Below are 14569 nucleotides of genomic sequence, written 5' to 3' on the forward strand. Positions count from 1 at the left end.
TCCTCGATCCCGGATCAAGATTGATGACGTTCATTACGGCGCGTGAGACGGCGCGGCGAGGATTCCTTGAGCGACTTTCCACGGCCAGATAGACTCGGATTTGTCATGAAGTAGTTGTGGACGTTGAAAGGCTCCTCGCCCTTCGCGGTCTTCATACGCGTCGACGACCCATCCGGCAACAATTGCCAGCTCTGCTCATTGTCCTTCAGATTCGCGACCATGATCTGTTCGAGAACCTGCTGATGCACCGTGGGATTTTGCAGCGGACACAGCACCTCGACGCGGCGGTCGAGGTTGCGCGGCATCATGTCGGCCGAGGAGATATACACAGCCGCTTTAGCGCTCGGCAGGCCCTGGCCCATGCCGAAGCAGTAGATTCGGCCGTGTTCCAGGAAGCGCCCGATGATCGACTTGACGCGGATGTTCTCCGACAGGCCTGGAATGCCGGGCCTGAGGCAGCATATGCCGCGCACGACGAGCTCGACCTGGACGCCGGCTTGCGAGGCCTCGTAGAGCGCGTCGATGATGTCGGGGTCGACCAGCGCATTCATCTTCATCCAGACCGCGCCGGGTCGGCCATGCCGCGCATGCGCGGTCTCGCCCTGGATGTGTTCGATGATGCGCTTGCGCAACGTCAGCGGCGACACCGCCATCTTTTCCAGATCGCTCGGCGCGGCATAACCGGTGATGAAGTTGAACACGCGCGCAGCGTCGCGGCCGATGGTCGGATCCGAGGTGAAGTACGAGAGGTCGGTGTAGATGCGTGCGGTGACGGGGTGATAATTGCCAGTGCCGGTGTGGACGTAAGTGGTGAGGCCGCCGCCCTCGCGGCGCACCACCATCGAGAGCTTCGCGTGCGTCTTCAGTTCGAGGAAGCCGTAGACGACCTGCACGCCGGCGCGTTCGAGGTCGCGGGCCCAGCGGATGTTGGCCTCCTCGTCGAAGCGCGCCTTCAGCTCGATCAGCGCGGTGACGGACTTGCCGGCTTCGGCGGCTTCCGCAAGCGCGCGTACGATCGGCGAGTTGTTGGAGGTGCGGTAGAGCGTCTGCTTGATCGCGACGACGTCGGGGTCGCGCGTGGCCTGCTGGAGGAACTGCACCACCACGTCGAATGATTCGTAGGGATGGTGGACCACGAGGTCCTTCTGCCGGATCGCGGCAAAGATGTCGCCGCCGTGCTCGCGCACGCGCTCGGGATGGCGCGGCACGTACGGGGTGAATTCGAGATCGGGCCGGTCGAGGCGGGTGAGCTGCGAGAGCTCGTTCATGGCGAGCACACCGTCGACCAGGAACACCTCGTCGTCGGCGGCCGACAGCGCGTGCTGCACGAAGTTGCGCAGCTCCTCCGGCATCTTGCCGTCGATCTCGAGCCGGATCACCGACCCGCGGCGGCGGCGCTTCAGTGCGGTCTCGAACAGGCGGACGAGGTCTTCGGCCTCTTCCTCGATTTCGAGCTCCGAGTCGCGGATGATGCGGAAGGCGCCCTGGCCGTGGAGATTGTAGCCGGGGAACAGGCGGTTGATGAACAGCCCGGTCGCCTGCTCGAGCGAGATCAGCCGCACGACCTTGCCCTCGGCCGGCAACCGGATGAAGCGGTCGATCTTGCCGGGCATACGAATCAGCGCGTTCATCTGCTTGCCGTCGGCGGCGCGCGTCAGCTGGAGCGCGATGGTGAAGCCGAGGCTCGGAATGAACGGGAAGGGGTGAGCCGGGTCGATTGCGAGCGGGGTCAGCAGCGGAAACACGTTGTTGAGGAAGTAGTCCTCGATCCAGGACCGTTCCGCCTTGGTGACGTCCTTGCCGTCGACCAGCACGATGCCGACGTCGGCCAGCGTGCCGCGCAGGTCGCGCCAGATCGCCTGCTGGTCAGAGGCAAGCTGCGAGACGGTGCGGTTGATCAGCGCGAGCTGCTCGGACGGCGTCAGGCCGTCAGGGCTGCGCTCGGCGATGCCCTCGCGGATCTGGGCCTTGATGCCGGCGACGCGGACCATGAAGAATTCGTCGAGGTTATTCGCTGAAATCGACAGGAATCGCACCCGCTCCAGCATGGGGTGGCTGGGATTGACTGCTTCCTCCAGAACGCGGCGATTGAAGTGCAGCCAGGAGAGTTCGCGATTGATGAAGCGCTCGGGGCTCGAGGCAATCGCCGGCAGGCCCTCGGTCTCCGGGGCTTTCTCTTTAATTTCAACAGCTTGCGCAGAGTCCATCAGAAGTCGATCCATCCAGTTCGCCCCAATTTGCGACTTATGCGCAAAACCGGCGGGAGCATGTGTTAGTCCGATGACGTTTCGATGACATTGATGTTCCGCCGCTGCGCCGCGTCAAGCGGCCTTGGAGCCTCGGTGGAGGGGTCAGGCGTCCCGAAGCAGCTCGGCGGCCAGGGCCCGCGTGACGGGGCGACCGAGGCGCAGGGCCTCGCTGTCGAGCAGCTCCACGGCCTCCCGCGCGGCCGCCGAAGACCGCTCCAGGCGGGTGGCGAGATAGCTGACCACGCTCTCATCCACGGCGAGCTGGCGGTCGGCACAGAACTTGACGATCAGGCCGCGGAAGAGCTGGTCGTCGGGCAGCAGCAGCGAGATCACAGGCACCGCGCGCAGCCGCGAGCGCAGGTCGCGCAGCTCGATCTCGAGCGACGCCGGTACCTCGCGGCCGGTGAAGAGCAGGTAGGCCCCATCCTCGCGGGCGAGGTTCATCAGATGAAACAGGGCCCGCTCGTCGAACTCTTTTGCCCTGAGATCCTCGACCACCAGCGCGCCGGTGGCGAGCGCGCCAGGGACGTTTTCGGCGGTCAGCCCACTGGCTGTGGTCGAGCGGGCGCCGGAAGCCTCCGCCCAGATCGCGGCGAGATGGCTCTTGCCGCTTCCTTCCGGGCCGGCCAGCCACATGATCCGGTTCGGCCATTCAGGCCAGGCATCGATGAGGGCAAGACCGGCTTCGTTGGCGGGGCCTTCGAGGAAATTATCCCGGCTGAGGCTCTCCGCGTGCGGAAGCGAGAACGCCAATTGTCGGGGATGAACGCGGCCTGCCACGCTTGCTGTGCTCCGTGCCGGCACGCCGGCTTAGTTTGAAGAGATTCGACTTCATCGAGCGGGAGTTGGCCTTTTGCGGGGCCGTATCCCGGCTCATTTGGCCTCGATCGTACTCATGTGCCGTAGCCACTCGACGAGATAGAGCGACACGGACGAGAGCGTGAAGACCGTGACGAGGCCCATCAGGATCATATCATAGGGCGACGGCTTGAAGCCGAAGGCGAGGGAGGCCAGCACCAGCGCTGCATAGGCCACCTGGGCGGCAGTGTTGAGCTTCGACACCTTCGACGGCTTCATCTCGACCGGCTTGTCGAACAGCCAGGACACGATCACGGCGGCGACGATCATGATGTCGCGCGACACCACCAGGATCACGATCCAGCGCGGGATGTCGCCCCAGATGCCGAGCGACAGGTAAATCGAGACCAGCAGGGCCTTGTCGGCGAGCGGGTCGAGCAAGGCGCCGAGCTCGCTCGTCATGTTGAAGCGCTTGGCCAGAAAGCCGTCGACCGCGTCACTGATGCCGGCGATCAGGAAGACGGCGAACGCCACCTCCATTTGGCTCGACACGATGGCCCAGACGATGATCGGGACCAGCATGATGCGGCCCAGGGTAATGATATTCGGAATACTCACGCGGCGCTTCCCGGCACCCGGTCTGACCTCGAATCCGGCCCCGGTGGAGGCTGAACCGGTTGATATCTACATAGTATAGGGCGGGGCGCCACGCTTGCCATTGCGTGTCCCCGGAATTCGACGTAACCAGCCGCAAACCCACTGGAAATCGGGCATGACCGACCGCAAAAACGGCCTCACTTACGCCGATTCAGGCGTCGATATCGACGCGGGCAACCGCTTGGTCGATCTGATCAAGCCGATGGTGCGCGCCACCGCGCGGCCCGGCGCCGACGCCGAGATCGGCGGCTTCGGTGGCCTGTTCGACCTCAAGGCGGCCGGTTTCAAGGACCCCGTCCTGGTCGCCGCGACCGACGGCGTCGGCACCAAGGTCAAGATCGCGATCGAGACCGGCCTGCATGGCGGCATCGGCATCGACCTCGTCGCCATGAGCGTCAACGACCTCGTGGTGCAGGGCGCCGAGCCGTTGTTCTTCCTCGACTATTTCGCCTGCGGCAAGCTCGACCCGGAGGCGACCGCCTCGATCGTCGCCGGTGTCGCCGAAGGCTGCCGCGAATCCGGCTGCGCCCTGATCGGGGGCGAGACCGCGGAGATGCCCGGCCTCTACAAGGACGGCGACTACGACCTCGGCGGCTTTGCCGTCGGTGCCGCCGAGCGCGGTACCTTGTTGCCGCGCAAGGACATCGCCGCGGGCGATGCCGTGATCGGCCTTGCCTCGTCGGGCGTGCATTCCAACGGCTTCTCCCTGGTGCGCAAGATCGTCGAGCAGTCCGGCCTCAGCTTCGAGGCGCCGGCGCCTTTTTCTCCCGTGATGACCCTCGGCGGCGCGCTGCTGACGCCGACGCGGCTCTACGTCAAATCCTGCCTGCGCGCGATCCGTGAGACCGGCGCGGTGAAGGGGCTCGCCCACATCACCGGCGGCGGTTTCACCGACAACATCCCGCGCGTGCTGCCAAATCATCTCGGCGTCGGCATCGACCTGGCGCGCCTGCCGGTGTTGCCGGTGTTCAAATGGCTGGCTGCCCAAGCCGGCATCGCCGAGCTCGAAATGCTGCGCACTTTCAACTGCGGCATCGGCATGATCGCGATCGTCGAGCCCGACAAGGTCGAAGAGGTCGTGCAGGTCTTCAGCGATGCCGGTGAAACGGTGGCGCAACTCGGTACCGTGATCCCGGCCGAGGGCGAGCACCGCGTCGTCTACAACGGCCACCTCGACCTGGCGCTGTGATGACTGGCGCTGTGATGAAGCGGCGCGTCGCCATCCTGATTTCCGGCCGCGGCTCCAACATGTCCGCGCTGATCAGGGCCGCTGCTGCAGCGGAGTTTCCGGCGGAAATCTCGCTCGTCATCTCGAACAAGGCCTCCGCTCCGGGGCTCGAACGCGCCAAGGCGAGCGGCGTGAACACGCTGGTGATCGAGAGCAAGCCGTTTGGCAAGGACCGCGCCGGCTTCGAAAAGCTGCTGCAGGCCGCGCTCGATGAGCACGGCATCGAGCTGATATGTCTCGGCGGGTTCATGCGCCTGTTCACGGCCGAGTTCACCAAGTCCTGGTACGGACGGATGCTCAACATCCATCCCTCGCTGTTGCCGTCGTTCCCTGGTTTGGATCCGCATGGTCAGGCTTTGCGCGCCGGCGTCAAACTGTCTGGCGCGACAGTGCATTTCGTGATCCCCGAGACGGATGCCGGCCCGATCGTGATGCAGGGCGCGGTGCCCGTCAGCGACCATGACACGGGCGCTACGCTGTCGGAGCGCATTCTCGAGGTGGAGCACCGCATCTATCCCGAGGCGCTGCGGCTGCTCGCGACCGGTAAGGTCCGGATCGAGGGCGATGTGTGCAAGACGGACGGCAGCGGACCGTCCGAGAATTTTCTAGTTGCGCCGGTGGTGCGCTGAAGCGCCATCGCACCGTGTTTCGGCTTCGCAAACAAAATCCCCCGGCAGAGCCGGGGGCATCGTCACGATCTCTCGCGCGAAGCTTTGAGAGAAATCAGGAGACCTTGAGGTTCTCCGCGGATGCTTTGCCGCGGTTCTCCACGAGGTCGTATTCAACCACCTGGTTCTCATTGAGGGTCGAGAGTCCGGCACGCTCGACGGCCGAGATATGGACGAACACGTCCTTATCGCTGCCGTTCGGCTTGATGAACCCATAGCCCTTGGTCGGGTTGAACCATTTGACGGTGCCCTTTTGCGGCATCGCTCATCTCCTCCACTAGATACAAAAAAGACGCGGCCGCAGTTTCGCGTGCCACGCCACAAACGGGCTTCCGGTAGTCTGTTCGAGTCTCAATGTCGCGAAACGCACAGCCGAGCGGCCAATTCCGATTGTGTCCGATATTGCAACATGAAAATCGCCCGTTAGCAAGCCGCGCGCGGATTTCAAGATCGCGGCGAATCTCGCTCTCTGCAATTTGCGACCTGTGGCAAGGGAACCACAATCGAGGCAATAGCCTCCGCTGTAGCGCGCCAACCGGTTGACCCTGCGTGGCAGTTCGGCACAAATCGCCGCAAGCGCGCGCCCTTCGTGTTGCATTTTTGCGCTCCGCCACTTTGCTTCGGGATTAGTCGTCATGCGCTGCGCCCTGCAGCTCTCCGGGACACGGCAGACAGTCGGGCTGAGCCGTGTCCGCCGGATCGCGGCTGCGCTCGCCATGGCGCTTGTGCTCGTCGTGATGATGTCGGCGACATCGGCCTTCGCGCAGACTCCGACGCCCACGCCGACCCCGACCCCGACACCCACGGCGTCACCGACCCCCATGCCGACCGCGACCAATTACGACCAGTCGGCCGGCAACAGTGCGCTCAATCTTGGCTCCAATTTCCTGGAGCGGCTCGGCAACCAGGCCTCCGGCGGCGTCAACCGTGCATCGCGCACCAATCCCGGTGGGGGCGGCGCCTCGGCGACCACGGAGGATCCGCGCTACCGCACCTGGTTCGAAGGCTACGGCATCTCGGTCCGGACCGATGCGCAGGGCGATTTCGTCGGCGACAAGCGCAAGACGTTTGGCGGCGTCGCCGGTTTCGGCGCGCAGGTCGCGCCGGGCGTCAATCTCGGCTTCTCCGTCGACCAGAGCCATACCGACATCGACGTGCCGCTGGCGCTCCAGTCGGCGACGCTCGACCTGACGCAAATCGGTTTCAACGGCTCGGTCGACAAGGGACCGTGGACCTGGGCGTTCGCGGTAGTGCACGGTTTCGGCAAGGTCCGTTCCAGCAGGGACACAGGCTTTGGTCTTGCGACCGCGGGTTATCGTGCCGCGATCGACGGCGGCCTGACCGAGATCAGCTACTACTGGACCAAGGACCAGATGCGCATCGTGCCCAAGGGCGCGCTCGAATATGTCCGCGCCACCAGCGCTGCGTTCCAGGAGGCCGGAGGGCTCGATCCATTGAACGTCGGCTCCACGGCACTCTCACGCGCGCGCGTGATGATCGGCGCGGAGATCGGGCGCTACTTCATCTACGACCAGAAGATCCTGGATCTGTCGGCCTACGGCAAGTTCGTCGACAATTTCTACCAGAACCTGGGATCGGTGCAGGTCAGTCTGGGAACCCAGAACATCGTCGTTCCCGGCATCGGGGAGAGCCGTTACGGCATGGATGCCGGCGCCTCGGCCTCGCTCAGTCTCACCAGCGTCGCGCGGCTCTACATCAACTATGACGGCAAGTTCCGCAACGAATTGACGTCGCACCAGGGCACGGTCGGCTTCGAATACAGATGGTGAGGCGAAGCGCGCGCTGCGTCTAAGTCGGCGTTGCCGCGACATAACCCGTTAGCCCAAAACCCTCGCGCGCGGCCGTCATCATCGGCACCAGCGCACTCGGATGGATGAACTCGTCGCGGAAGCAGGGATGGGTCTTGGCGTCGAAGATCTTCTTCAGCCAGTCGACCACGATCTTGTGGCGCTCGGAGTCGCGGAATTCCTTGTGATAGGTGAGCCAGAGATCGGCGTGGTGGCTGACGCCCAGATCGACGGCAACGAGCGGTGCGCCGAGCGCGATCGACACGGTCGGCAGGAAGCCGATGCCGGCGCCGCGCTCCACCGCATAGAGCACGCCGACCGAGGAGTTGGTCTTGATCCCGACGATGCCCTCGAGCGACTTCAGTCCAAGCACGCGCGCGTAGGCGCCGTCGTCGACCTGCGGCGCGCTCTGCTTGATGATGCGATGGTTCTTCAACTCGGCGAGGGACGCCGGCACACCGTAGAGGTTCTCGTATTCCCTGGAGACGAAGGGATAGATGTGCAGGCGGCCGAGCTTGGCGACGATCAGGTCGGGATTGGTCGGCGGCTCGAGCTGGATCGCGATGTCGGATTCAAGCCGGGCGACGTCGGCCTGCTCCATCGCGCAGCGCAGATCGACGGTGATCTTGCGATAGGTCTTCTGAAAATCGATCAACCGCGGCAGGATCCAGAAATTGCCGGGGCCTTCCGTCACCGCGACGCGCACGGTGCCTGACGTGTCGTTCGACGATCGCGAGGCGCGCCGGAAGACGTTGAAGGCATGACGCTCCATATGCGCGACGTCGGCGATCATCGCTGCGCCTTCATCGCTCAGCGTCAGTCCGCTCTGGTCGCGCAGGAACAGCTTGCAGTCGATGCTTTCTTCGAGCCGGTCGATCCTGCGCATCAGCGTGGTGGAGGTGAGGCCGAGTTCTTCGGCGGCGTTGCGGAAACTTTTATATTTTGCGCACGCTAAAAAGAGTTTCAAATCGTCCCAGGACGCGTCCAGGGCTTCTTCACGGTGCTGCATCAAAGCAGCACCCCGGTGCAATAACTGCTGCATACGCCAGATCCCCAACCGCTAAGCTCGTCGTCATAGCGGGGCACTAAATCCTCGAACGATAGAGGGGTGACATGAGTATGGAAAGGGGCTCCTTTGCCGCAAGGCATGATTTCGATGCCTTGCCGCTCAGTCCGGACGTCGATGTCCGATGTGCGCAATCTTCCGAAATTGCTGCACTTTCCGAAATGGCGCATCGGCTGGTGCCGGGTGTGGAGATCGGAACGGCGGAGCTTGCGCGATATTTCACGTTCGATCCTCAGAGCATCCTGACGTTCAGCCGCAAGGGCAATCTGGTCGGCGGCATGGCCTTCTTGTTCCTCAACGACCGCGGGCACGATGCGCTGCTGCTCGACGAGATCTGCCTGACCGCACCCGAAACGCGCTATCTCGCTTCCGCGAAGGAAGACGTTGCCGCGATCTACATCTGGGCGATAGCGGCGACGGGCCGAGGTATCGCTGGTCTTGGCAAGGCCGCAGCTCATCTACGTCAGGTAAGGTTTCGCGGCGCTGATTGCTATGCGCAGCCGTCAACCGTGGCCGGACGCGACATCATGAAGGCAACGGGATTTGACCCCGTCCCGAGCTTCCAGCCCGATCTCTGGTGTTACGAGCGACCCTGGCATCGCCAGCCGATGCGGATGCCGGGCGCGATCATCCAAACAAGGAGTTTTGCAGATGCACGGCACTAGGATTCCCCTCGCCAAGCCCGACTCCCGCGCCATCACCATTCGCCTCGCGCGCGATCCCAACGACCTCATGCTGGTCACCGCCATTCGCTCGGCGGTCTATCTCGCCGAGCAGGACTGTCCATTCGACGAGGAGTTCGACGGCAACGACATGGTCGCAGCCCACTTCATCGGCTACGTCGGCAACGAGCCTGCGGGTTGCCTGCGGGTACGCTTCTTCGGGGATTTCGCCAAGGTGGAGCGGCTTGCGGTGCGTCATCAATATCGGCGCTCGCGCGTCTCGTTCAAGCTGGTGCAGGCGAGCGTCGACTATGTGAAGCGCAAGGGCTTTCGCAAGATCTACGGCCAGGCGCAGGACCGGTTGGTCGATTTCTGGGCTCATTTCGGCGCCAAGCCGCTCGGTCACAACCGCAAGATCACCTTCTCGGATTTCTCCTACACGGAAATGCTGCTGGAGATCGAGCCGGGGCCGGACGCCATCACGCTGGACAGCGATCCCTATGTGATCATCCGTCCCGAGGGCGATTGGGATCGGCCCGGCGTGCTCGACGCATCGGCGGGACGGGCGGTGACCTCGCCGCTACGGGACCTCGCACTCGCCGACCACTGAAACCGGTGCAGCTCCGCGCAAGAAAATGCTGGCTTCCATTACCGATGATCCGCCGATCCTGGTCTGTACGGATCTCCAGGTCGAATATCTGACCCCCGGGCGTCGCCATGTCATTCTCGATGGCGAAGCCGCCACTGTGCGCTGCCTAGAGCTCTTGACGTTGTGGCGCACCAATCTCTGGCCGGTGATGCATCTGAAGCGCATCGCCCAGGCGGCGTGGTTCAATCCGGCATCCAGGCTGACCGATTGGATCGCGGAGGCGAAGCCGCGGCCGGGTGAAATGACATTCGAGCACCCGCTGCCGTCGGCCTACAGCTCCGCGCGGTTCGTGGATTATATGTCCAATATCCGCAATGTGCGCTGCATTCTGGTCGGCTTTTCCCTGGACGAAACCATCCTGGCCACCGCTGTTGACGGGTTTCACCGCAGCCATCGCTACCAGGTGGTCGGAGACGCCGTGGCTTGCCGGCAGCCGGGCACGGGCGATGCCGCCGCCTACAAACAGTCGGTGGTGAATGTGATCGGGAATTTTGCTACAGTCCATGCCAGCGCCGAACTGATCAGAACCAGCGGCGCCATCGCGGTCTAGGCGACCGTGGTCGGCGGATGGATGGGGTGGGACATTGTCACGGGGGGACGAGCTCAAGGAGCTGGCGAGCGATTTGTCGCGTGCCGTGGAGACGGCGCGCCGCGTCGGCTTGCCCACGACCGTTTATCTGCTCTCGATGGCGCTGGTGGAGGTGAGGGAAGCCGCTCGCACTGCCGACGAAGAGGATGACGACGGCGCGGCGTAGGGTTTCGGGCCTGCGGCGAAAACGTTTCTCTCAGGATCGGCCGATGGCGCGCATCAGGATATCGGATGCGCCATCAGCGTTGTCGCCCGCGTAGGCAACGAATTGATCGGGCCGCACCAGGATCAGCCGCGCCTCGTATTTCTCGCGGCCGCCTGATGCGGTGTCCCTGATCACCGTCAGCGGGATGCCAAGCCGCGCGGCGGTTCGCTCGAGAGCTGTAGCGGCGCCGCCGTCCGTCAGATCGATCAAGGTGAAGCCGTCGCCCAATTCCTCGAACACATTTTTGCCTGATGACAGAGGTTGCGGCGTGAGATGATGACCTGCGCGCGCCGGATAGGCGTGCGAGCCGATCGCGCTGCAGACAGCGCCAGCCGGACCAAGGACGATTGGTGACCCTTCGTAGTTCGGCTCGAAGGCGTTGACCTCGGCGCGCGCGCCGGAGTGCCGCTCGTGCCAGGCAGCCTCGAAATCCGCCCGATCGCGCGCCGGATCGTGGCGGCGGAGAAAATCGCGGTCGCGGAAGATCGGCGTCTCGATGAAATCGCGCGCGGTGGACGCAAACACCGGACGCCGCTCGGCATCGTAGCTGTCGAGCAGACCGGCGGGCGCCCAGCCTTGCAGCGTCGCGGCGAGCTTCCACGCCAGATTTACGGCGTCTTCGAAGCCGGTATTGATGCCATAGCCGCCGTAGGGCGGATGGCTGTGCGCGGCATCTCCGGCGACGAAGACGCGGCCTGCGCGGTAGCTGTCCGCGAGCGTGAAGCGAAGATCCCAGAATCCGATGTGCTCGAACTCGATGTCGAATTGTGCGCCGGCGGCATCGTGCAGCAAGCGTCGGAAATCGAAATTGTCGGCGGTGGTGTCTGCGGGAACGGGGGCATGGAAGAACCAGGTGCTGCCGAGATCGACCCGGCCAAAGAACTTCCAATAGCCCTCGAGGTCGGGATGCAACACGCTGTAGAACGACTTGCCTGGAAAGGCCTCGAGCAGTCGATGCAATTCAACGGAGCGAAACACCAGCAGCACCATCAGCCGATCGTGGTCGGAGCGGGTCTGGGTGATGCCGGCGCGTTCGCGCACGATCGATCGGCTGCCATCGCAGCCGATCACGTAGTCGGCGCGAAGGCCCTGTATCATTCCGTCGCGATTTTCGATGTCGAGTCTCACGCCTTCGCCGTCAGGCCGGACGTCCCGGCAGGTCCAGCCGTATCGCAAATCAACCGAGGGAAGCTGTGCCGCACGCTGCCGCAGCACGGCTTCGGTCGCGTATTGGGGCAGGCGTTCGTTGTCGGTGAAATAGAAGGGGCGGACGAGCTCGCGCTGCAGCCAATTGTAATTGTAGCCGCTGAGCAGCGTCCCGTAGCTGGTCATTCCGCCGATGCCGTAGTCGGGAGGAATGGTGCGGGCCGCGCGCAGCGCTGCCTCCGCGCCCCAGAAATGGAAATGCTCCATCGTCCGCTGCGTGAGGTTCTGTCCCTTGGGGATCGGCTGCGGCTGTTCGTGGCGTTCCACGACGATGGTCTTGATGCCGCGCTGGCCAAGGCCGATCGCCAGACCCATCCCGACCGGTCCGCCGCCGACGATCACGACGGGCGCATCGCCATCCGCTGAAGCCTGCCTCACAACGCTTCCCCACGATTGTCATCGCGCGACGCGCGATCGCTCGTCCTCATGAGATGCCGCACGGATTTCGTCAAGTGGAATCTCAAATAATGAGATTATTATGTTGTAGTCTCGGAGATCTGCCGGGCCGCTTCGCGGACCTCCGCGCTGATGCGATCGATCAACTCGCCCTTGGCATGTGGTCCGGCGATCGTGATGCAGAGGCTTGCGATCGGGTAGCCCGCATCGAGGATCGGCGCGGCGATCCCGATCGCGCCCGGTGTCACTTCGCCAAAGGCAACGGCGACGCCGGCGCGCCGCACGCGTTTCAGCGCTGCCAGGATTTCGTCGGACGTGTCGCCGACGCCGACGCTGCGCAGATCGGCGGCATAGCGCGTCACCAGTGGCATCACGCGTTGCTTGGGCAGAAAGGCCATGATCGAGCGCGCGATTGCGCCGCGTCCCATCGCCATCGGTCGGCCGCGCGGATAGCTGCTCACGGGATTCACGACGGAGGCGATTGAAGCCACGCACAGCATCTTTTCGCCATACCAGCGTACGACCAGGGCCGTACAGGGGTGCGCGGCCGACAGCCGCTCCAGATGCGGGGTGGCTGCTGCGATCAGCGGATCGGAACGGCGGCTGAGATAGTCCATCTCCACCACGCGCGGGCCAAGCGCGAACCGGCCGCCGCGCGTCGGCATCACGAAGCCGCTGTCCTTCAAGCTCTTCAGATAGCGATACAGCGTCGGCCTCGTGTAGCCGAGCTCCTTCATGAGCTCTTCGGGCGACCATTGCGGCCGTGCCTCGGTGAAGAGATCGAGCACGGCAAGAACCCGATCCTGACTGTTTGCTTTGACCAAGTGAGATTCGATCCCGCTTCGTGTATTTGTCCTGTTACCCGCATTCACGCCGACCGCAAAACGGCAAAATCCGAGTGGCTTGCCTTCATATCAATCTCACTATAAGAGATTTTAAGAAGAAAAATAGTGCATGAGCTGCCGGGGAGGGGTTGGGCATGGCCGTCACAGCTACGGATCAGATGGTGTCAGGCACGGTCGACGTTCCCGCCTATGTCGATCGTCAGCCGGTCGGCGCCTTCCAGATCCGGGTCCTGCTCGTCTGCGCCGCGGTGCTGTTCATCGACGGCTTCGACACCCAGGCTATCGGTTATGTCGCGCCTGCTGTCGCGCAGGAATGGAAGCTGGCACGCGGCAGCCTCGGTCCGGTGTTCAGCGCGGGGCTTCTGGGTCTCATGATCGGCGCCCTGATCTTCGGTCCGATGGCCGACAGGATCGGTCGCCGCCGCATCATCCTCGCAAGCACGCTGGTGTTCGGCATCGGGACGCTGCTCACCGTGTTCGCGGTGGATACGACCTGGCTGATCGCGTTGCGCGTTCTGACCGGTCTTGGTCTCGGCGGTGCAATGCCCAATGCGATTGCGCTGACCTCCGAGTTCAGCCCGCATCGCCGCCGCGCCACCATGGTCATGATCATGTTCGCGGGCTTTTCGATCGGTGCGGCCCTGGGCGGGCTGCTGGCGGCCGCCATGATCCCGGCTTTCGGCTGGCGCTCGGTGTTCCTCGTCGGCGGCCTCGTGCCGCTGCTGCTTCTGCCTTTCCTCTTCAAGGCGTTGCCGGAGTCGATCCGGTTCCTGGCGATGATGGGCGGCCGCGACAGCGAGGTGGCGAACCTCCTGCAAAAGGTAGCCCCGGGGGTATCCTTCGCCGGCAATGCCAAATTCGTGGTCCAGGAGCCCAAATTGTCGGGATTGCGCGTCGCGCATTTGTTTGCAGAGGGCCGCGCATCGGTGACGGTTCTGCTCTGGGTGGTGTTCTTCATGAGCCTGCTCGACCTGTATTTGCTGTCGAACTGGCTGCCTACCGTGCTGAACGATCTCGGCGTGTCGGTTTCGGGCGCGGCCGCGATTGGTGCGATGCTCCAGGTCGGCGGCGTGGTCGGCACGTTCACGCTCGGCCAGTTCATCGACCGCTTCTCGTTTCGCGCTTTGTCGCTGACCTATCTCGCGGCGGCGGTCGCAGTGGCCGCCGTCGGCATGGCCAGCCATTCGATCGTCCTGGTCACGATCGCGATCTTCGCGTCGGGATTTTGCATCGTCGGGGGACAGATCGCCTCGAACGCGCTGACGGCGACCTTCTATCCGACGGCGATCAGATCGACCGGCGTGGGCTGGGCGCTGGGCATCGGCCGCATCGGCTCGATCGTGGGGCCTCTGATCGGCGGCATGATGCTGGCCCGCGACATGGGACCGCAGCCGCTGTTTGGCGCTGCGGCCGTCCCGGCATTGATCGCCGCGGCGGCGGCCTTCGTGCTGGCACGGCGAGGCTAGCCGAGGCGATATACCCTGCCGAAGTGCCAGCGCTGCTTTCCTGCAACGCTCGTGTGCGCTTGTTGCCAGCGAAATGA

15 protein-coding genes are annotated in these 14569 nt (G+C 63.9%); 8 read left to right on the forward strand and 7 right to left on the reverse strand.

The window, feature by feature from the left end:
* Nucleotides 1–14: 14 nt before the first annotated feature.
* From OWC48_RS25100 to OWC48_RS25110, 3 genes are all read right to left on the reverse strand, one after another.
* Nucleotides 15–2207, reverse strand: coding sequence for an RNA degradosome polyphosphate kinase (locus tag OWC48_RS25100; protein ID WP_282522424.1), 2193 nt, complete (start codon nucleotides 2205–2207; stop codon nucleotides 15–17).
* Nucleotides 2208–2351: 144 nt separating this feature from the next.
* Nucleotides 2352–3029 (reverse strand): DnaA ATPase domain-containing protein, encoded by a 678-nt coding sequence (locus tag OWC48_RS25105; RefSeq protein WP_282522352.1) that lies wholly within the window; start codon nucleotides 3027–3029, stop codon nucleotides 2352–2354.
* Between the two features lie 93 nt (nucleotides 3030–3122).
* On the reverse strand, nucleotides 3123–3665 hold the full coding sequence (locus tag OWC48_RS25110) for a CDP-alcohol phosphatidyltransferase family protein (protein WP_282522353.1): 543 nt from the start codon (nucleotides 3663–3665) through the stop codon (nucleotides 3123–3125).
* Nucleotides 3666–3819: 154 nt separating this feature from the next.
* Here OWC48_RS25110 and purM point away from each other — a divergent pair, with 154 nt between their 5' ends.
* Entirely contained in the window at nucleotides 3820–4893 is a 1074-nt protein-coding gene (gene purM / locus OWC48_RS25115; protein ID WP_282522354.1) for a phosphoribosylformylglycinamidine cyclo-ligase, read from the forward strand.
* A 14-nt stretch (nucleotides 4894–4907) separates the two neighbouring features.
* Nucleotides 4908–5561: a phosphoribosylglycinamide formyltransferase gene (purN, locus tag OWC48_RS25120; protein WP_282522425.1), complete on the forward strand. Its 654-nt coding sequence runs from the start codon at nucleotides 4908–4910 to the stop codon at nucleotides 5559–5561.
* Nucleotides 5562–5655: 94 nt separating this feature from the next.
* Here purN and OWC48_RS25125 read toward each other — a convergent pair whose 3' ends face one another.
* Complete coding sequence (locus tag OWC48_RS25125) at nucleotides 5656–5862, reverse strand: cold-shock protein (RefSeq protein ID WP_007591938.1); 207 nt, start codon at nucleotides 5860–5862, stop codon at nucleotides 5656–5658.
* A gap of 373 nt (nucleotides 5863–6235) precedes the next feature.
* Between OWC48_RS25125 and OWC48_RS25130 the strand changes: the two genes are divergently transcribed.
* Complete coding sequence (locus tag OWC48_RS25130; RefSeq protein WP_282522355.1) at nucleotides 6236–7390, forward strand: autotransporter outer membrane beta-barrel domain-containing protein; 1155 nt, start codon at nucleotides 6236–6238, stop codon at nucleotides 7388–7390.
* A 19-nt stretch (nucleotides 7391–7409) separates the two neighbouring features.
* On the opposite strand, the gene OWC48_RS25135 is transcribed toward OWC48_RS25130, so the two are convergent.
* Complete coding sequence (locus OWC48_RS25135) at nucleotides 7410–8450, reverse strand: LysR family transcriptional regulator (protein WP_282522356.1); 1041 nt, start codon at nucleotides 8448–8450, stop codon at nucleotides 7410–7412.
* A gap of 71 nt (nucleotides 8451–8521) precedes the next feature.
* Here OWC48_RS25135 and OWC48_RS25140 point away from each other — a divergent pair, with 71 nt between their 5' ends.
* Genes OWC48_RS25140 through OWC48_RS25155 form a run of 4 tightly spaced genes read left to right on the forward strand, consistent with a single transcriptional unit; the run spans nucleotide 8522 to nucleotide 10540 of the window.
* Nucleotides 8522–9139: a hypothetical protein gene (locus tag OWC48_RS25140; RefSeq protein WP_282522357.1), complete on the forward strand. Its 618-nt coding sequence runs from the start codon at nucleotides 8522–8524 to the stop codon at nucleotides 9137–9139.
* Nucleotides 9126–9746, forward strand: coding sequence for a GNAT family N-acetyltransferase (locus OWC48_RS25145; protein ID WP_014495756.1), 621 nt, complete (start codon nucleotides 9126–9128; stop codon nucleotides 9744–9746). The genes OWC48_RS25140 and OWC48_RS25145 overlap by 14 nt, the downstream gene beginning before the upstream one ends.
* Nucleotides 9747–9771: 25 nt before the next feature.
* Entirely contained in the window at nucleotides 9772–10335 is a 564-nt protein-coding gene (locus tag OWC48_RS25150) for an isochorismatase family protein (RefSeq protein WP_282522358.1), read from the forward strand.
* A gap of 34 nt (nucleotides 10336–10369) precedes the next feature.
* On the forward strand, nucleotides 10370–10540 hold the full coding sequence (locus OWC48_RS25155; RefSeq protein ID WP_282522359.1) for a hypothetical protein: 171 nt from the start codon (nucleotides 10370–10372) through the stop codon (nucleotides 10538–10540).
* 30 nt (nucleotides 10541–10570) lie between these two features.
* Here OWC48_RS25155 and OWC48_RS25160 read toward each other — a convergent pair whose 3' ends face one another.
* On the reverse strand, nucleotides 10571–12163 hold the full coding sequence (locus OWC48_RS25160) for an FAD-dependent monooxygenase (protein WP_282522360.1): 1593 nt from the start codon (nucleotides 12161–12163) through the stop codon (nucleotides 10571–10573).
* Between the two features lie 98 nt (nucleotides 12164–12261).
* Nucleotides 12262–13005 (reverse strand): IclR family transcriptional regulator, encoded by a 744-nt coding sequence (locus OWC48_RS25165; protein WP_282522361.1) that lies wholly within the window; start codon nucleotides 13003–13005, stop codon nucleotides 12262–12264.
* Between the two features lie 155 nt (nucleotides 13006–13160).
* Here OWC48_RS25165 and OWC48_RS25170 point away from each other — a divergent pair, with 155 nt between their 5' ends.
* Nucleotides 13161–14492 (forward strand): MFS transporter, encoded by a 1332-nt coding sequence (locus tag OWC48_RS25170; protein WP_282522362.1) that lies wholly within the window; start codon nucleotides 13161–13163, stop codon nucleotides 14490–14492.
* The last annotated feature ends 77 nt before the right edge of the window (nucleotides 14493–14569 follow it).

The sequence above is a fragment of the Bradyrhizobium sp. Arg816 genome (genome assembly GCF_029989365.1).
Taxonomy (GTDB): Bacteria; Pseudomonadota; Alphaproteobacteria; order Rhizobiales; family Xanthobacteraceae; genus Bradyrhizobium.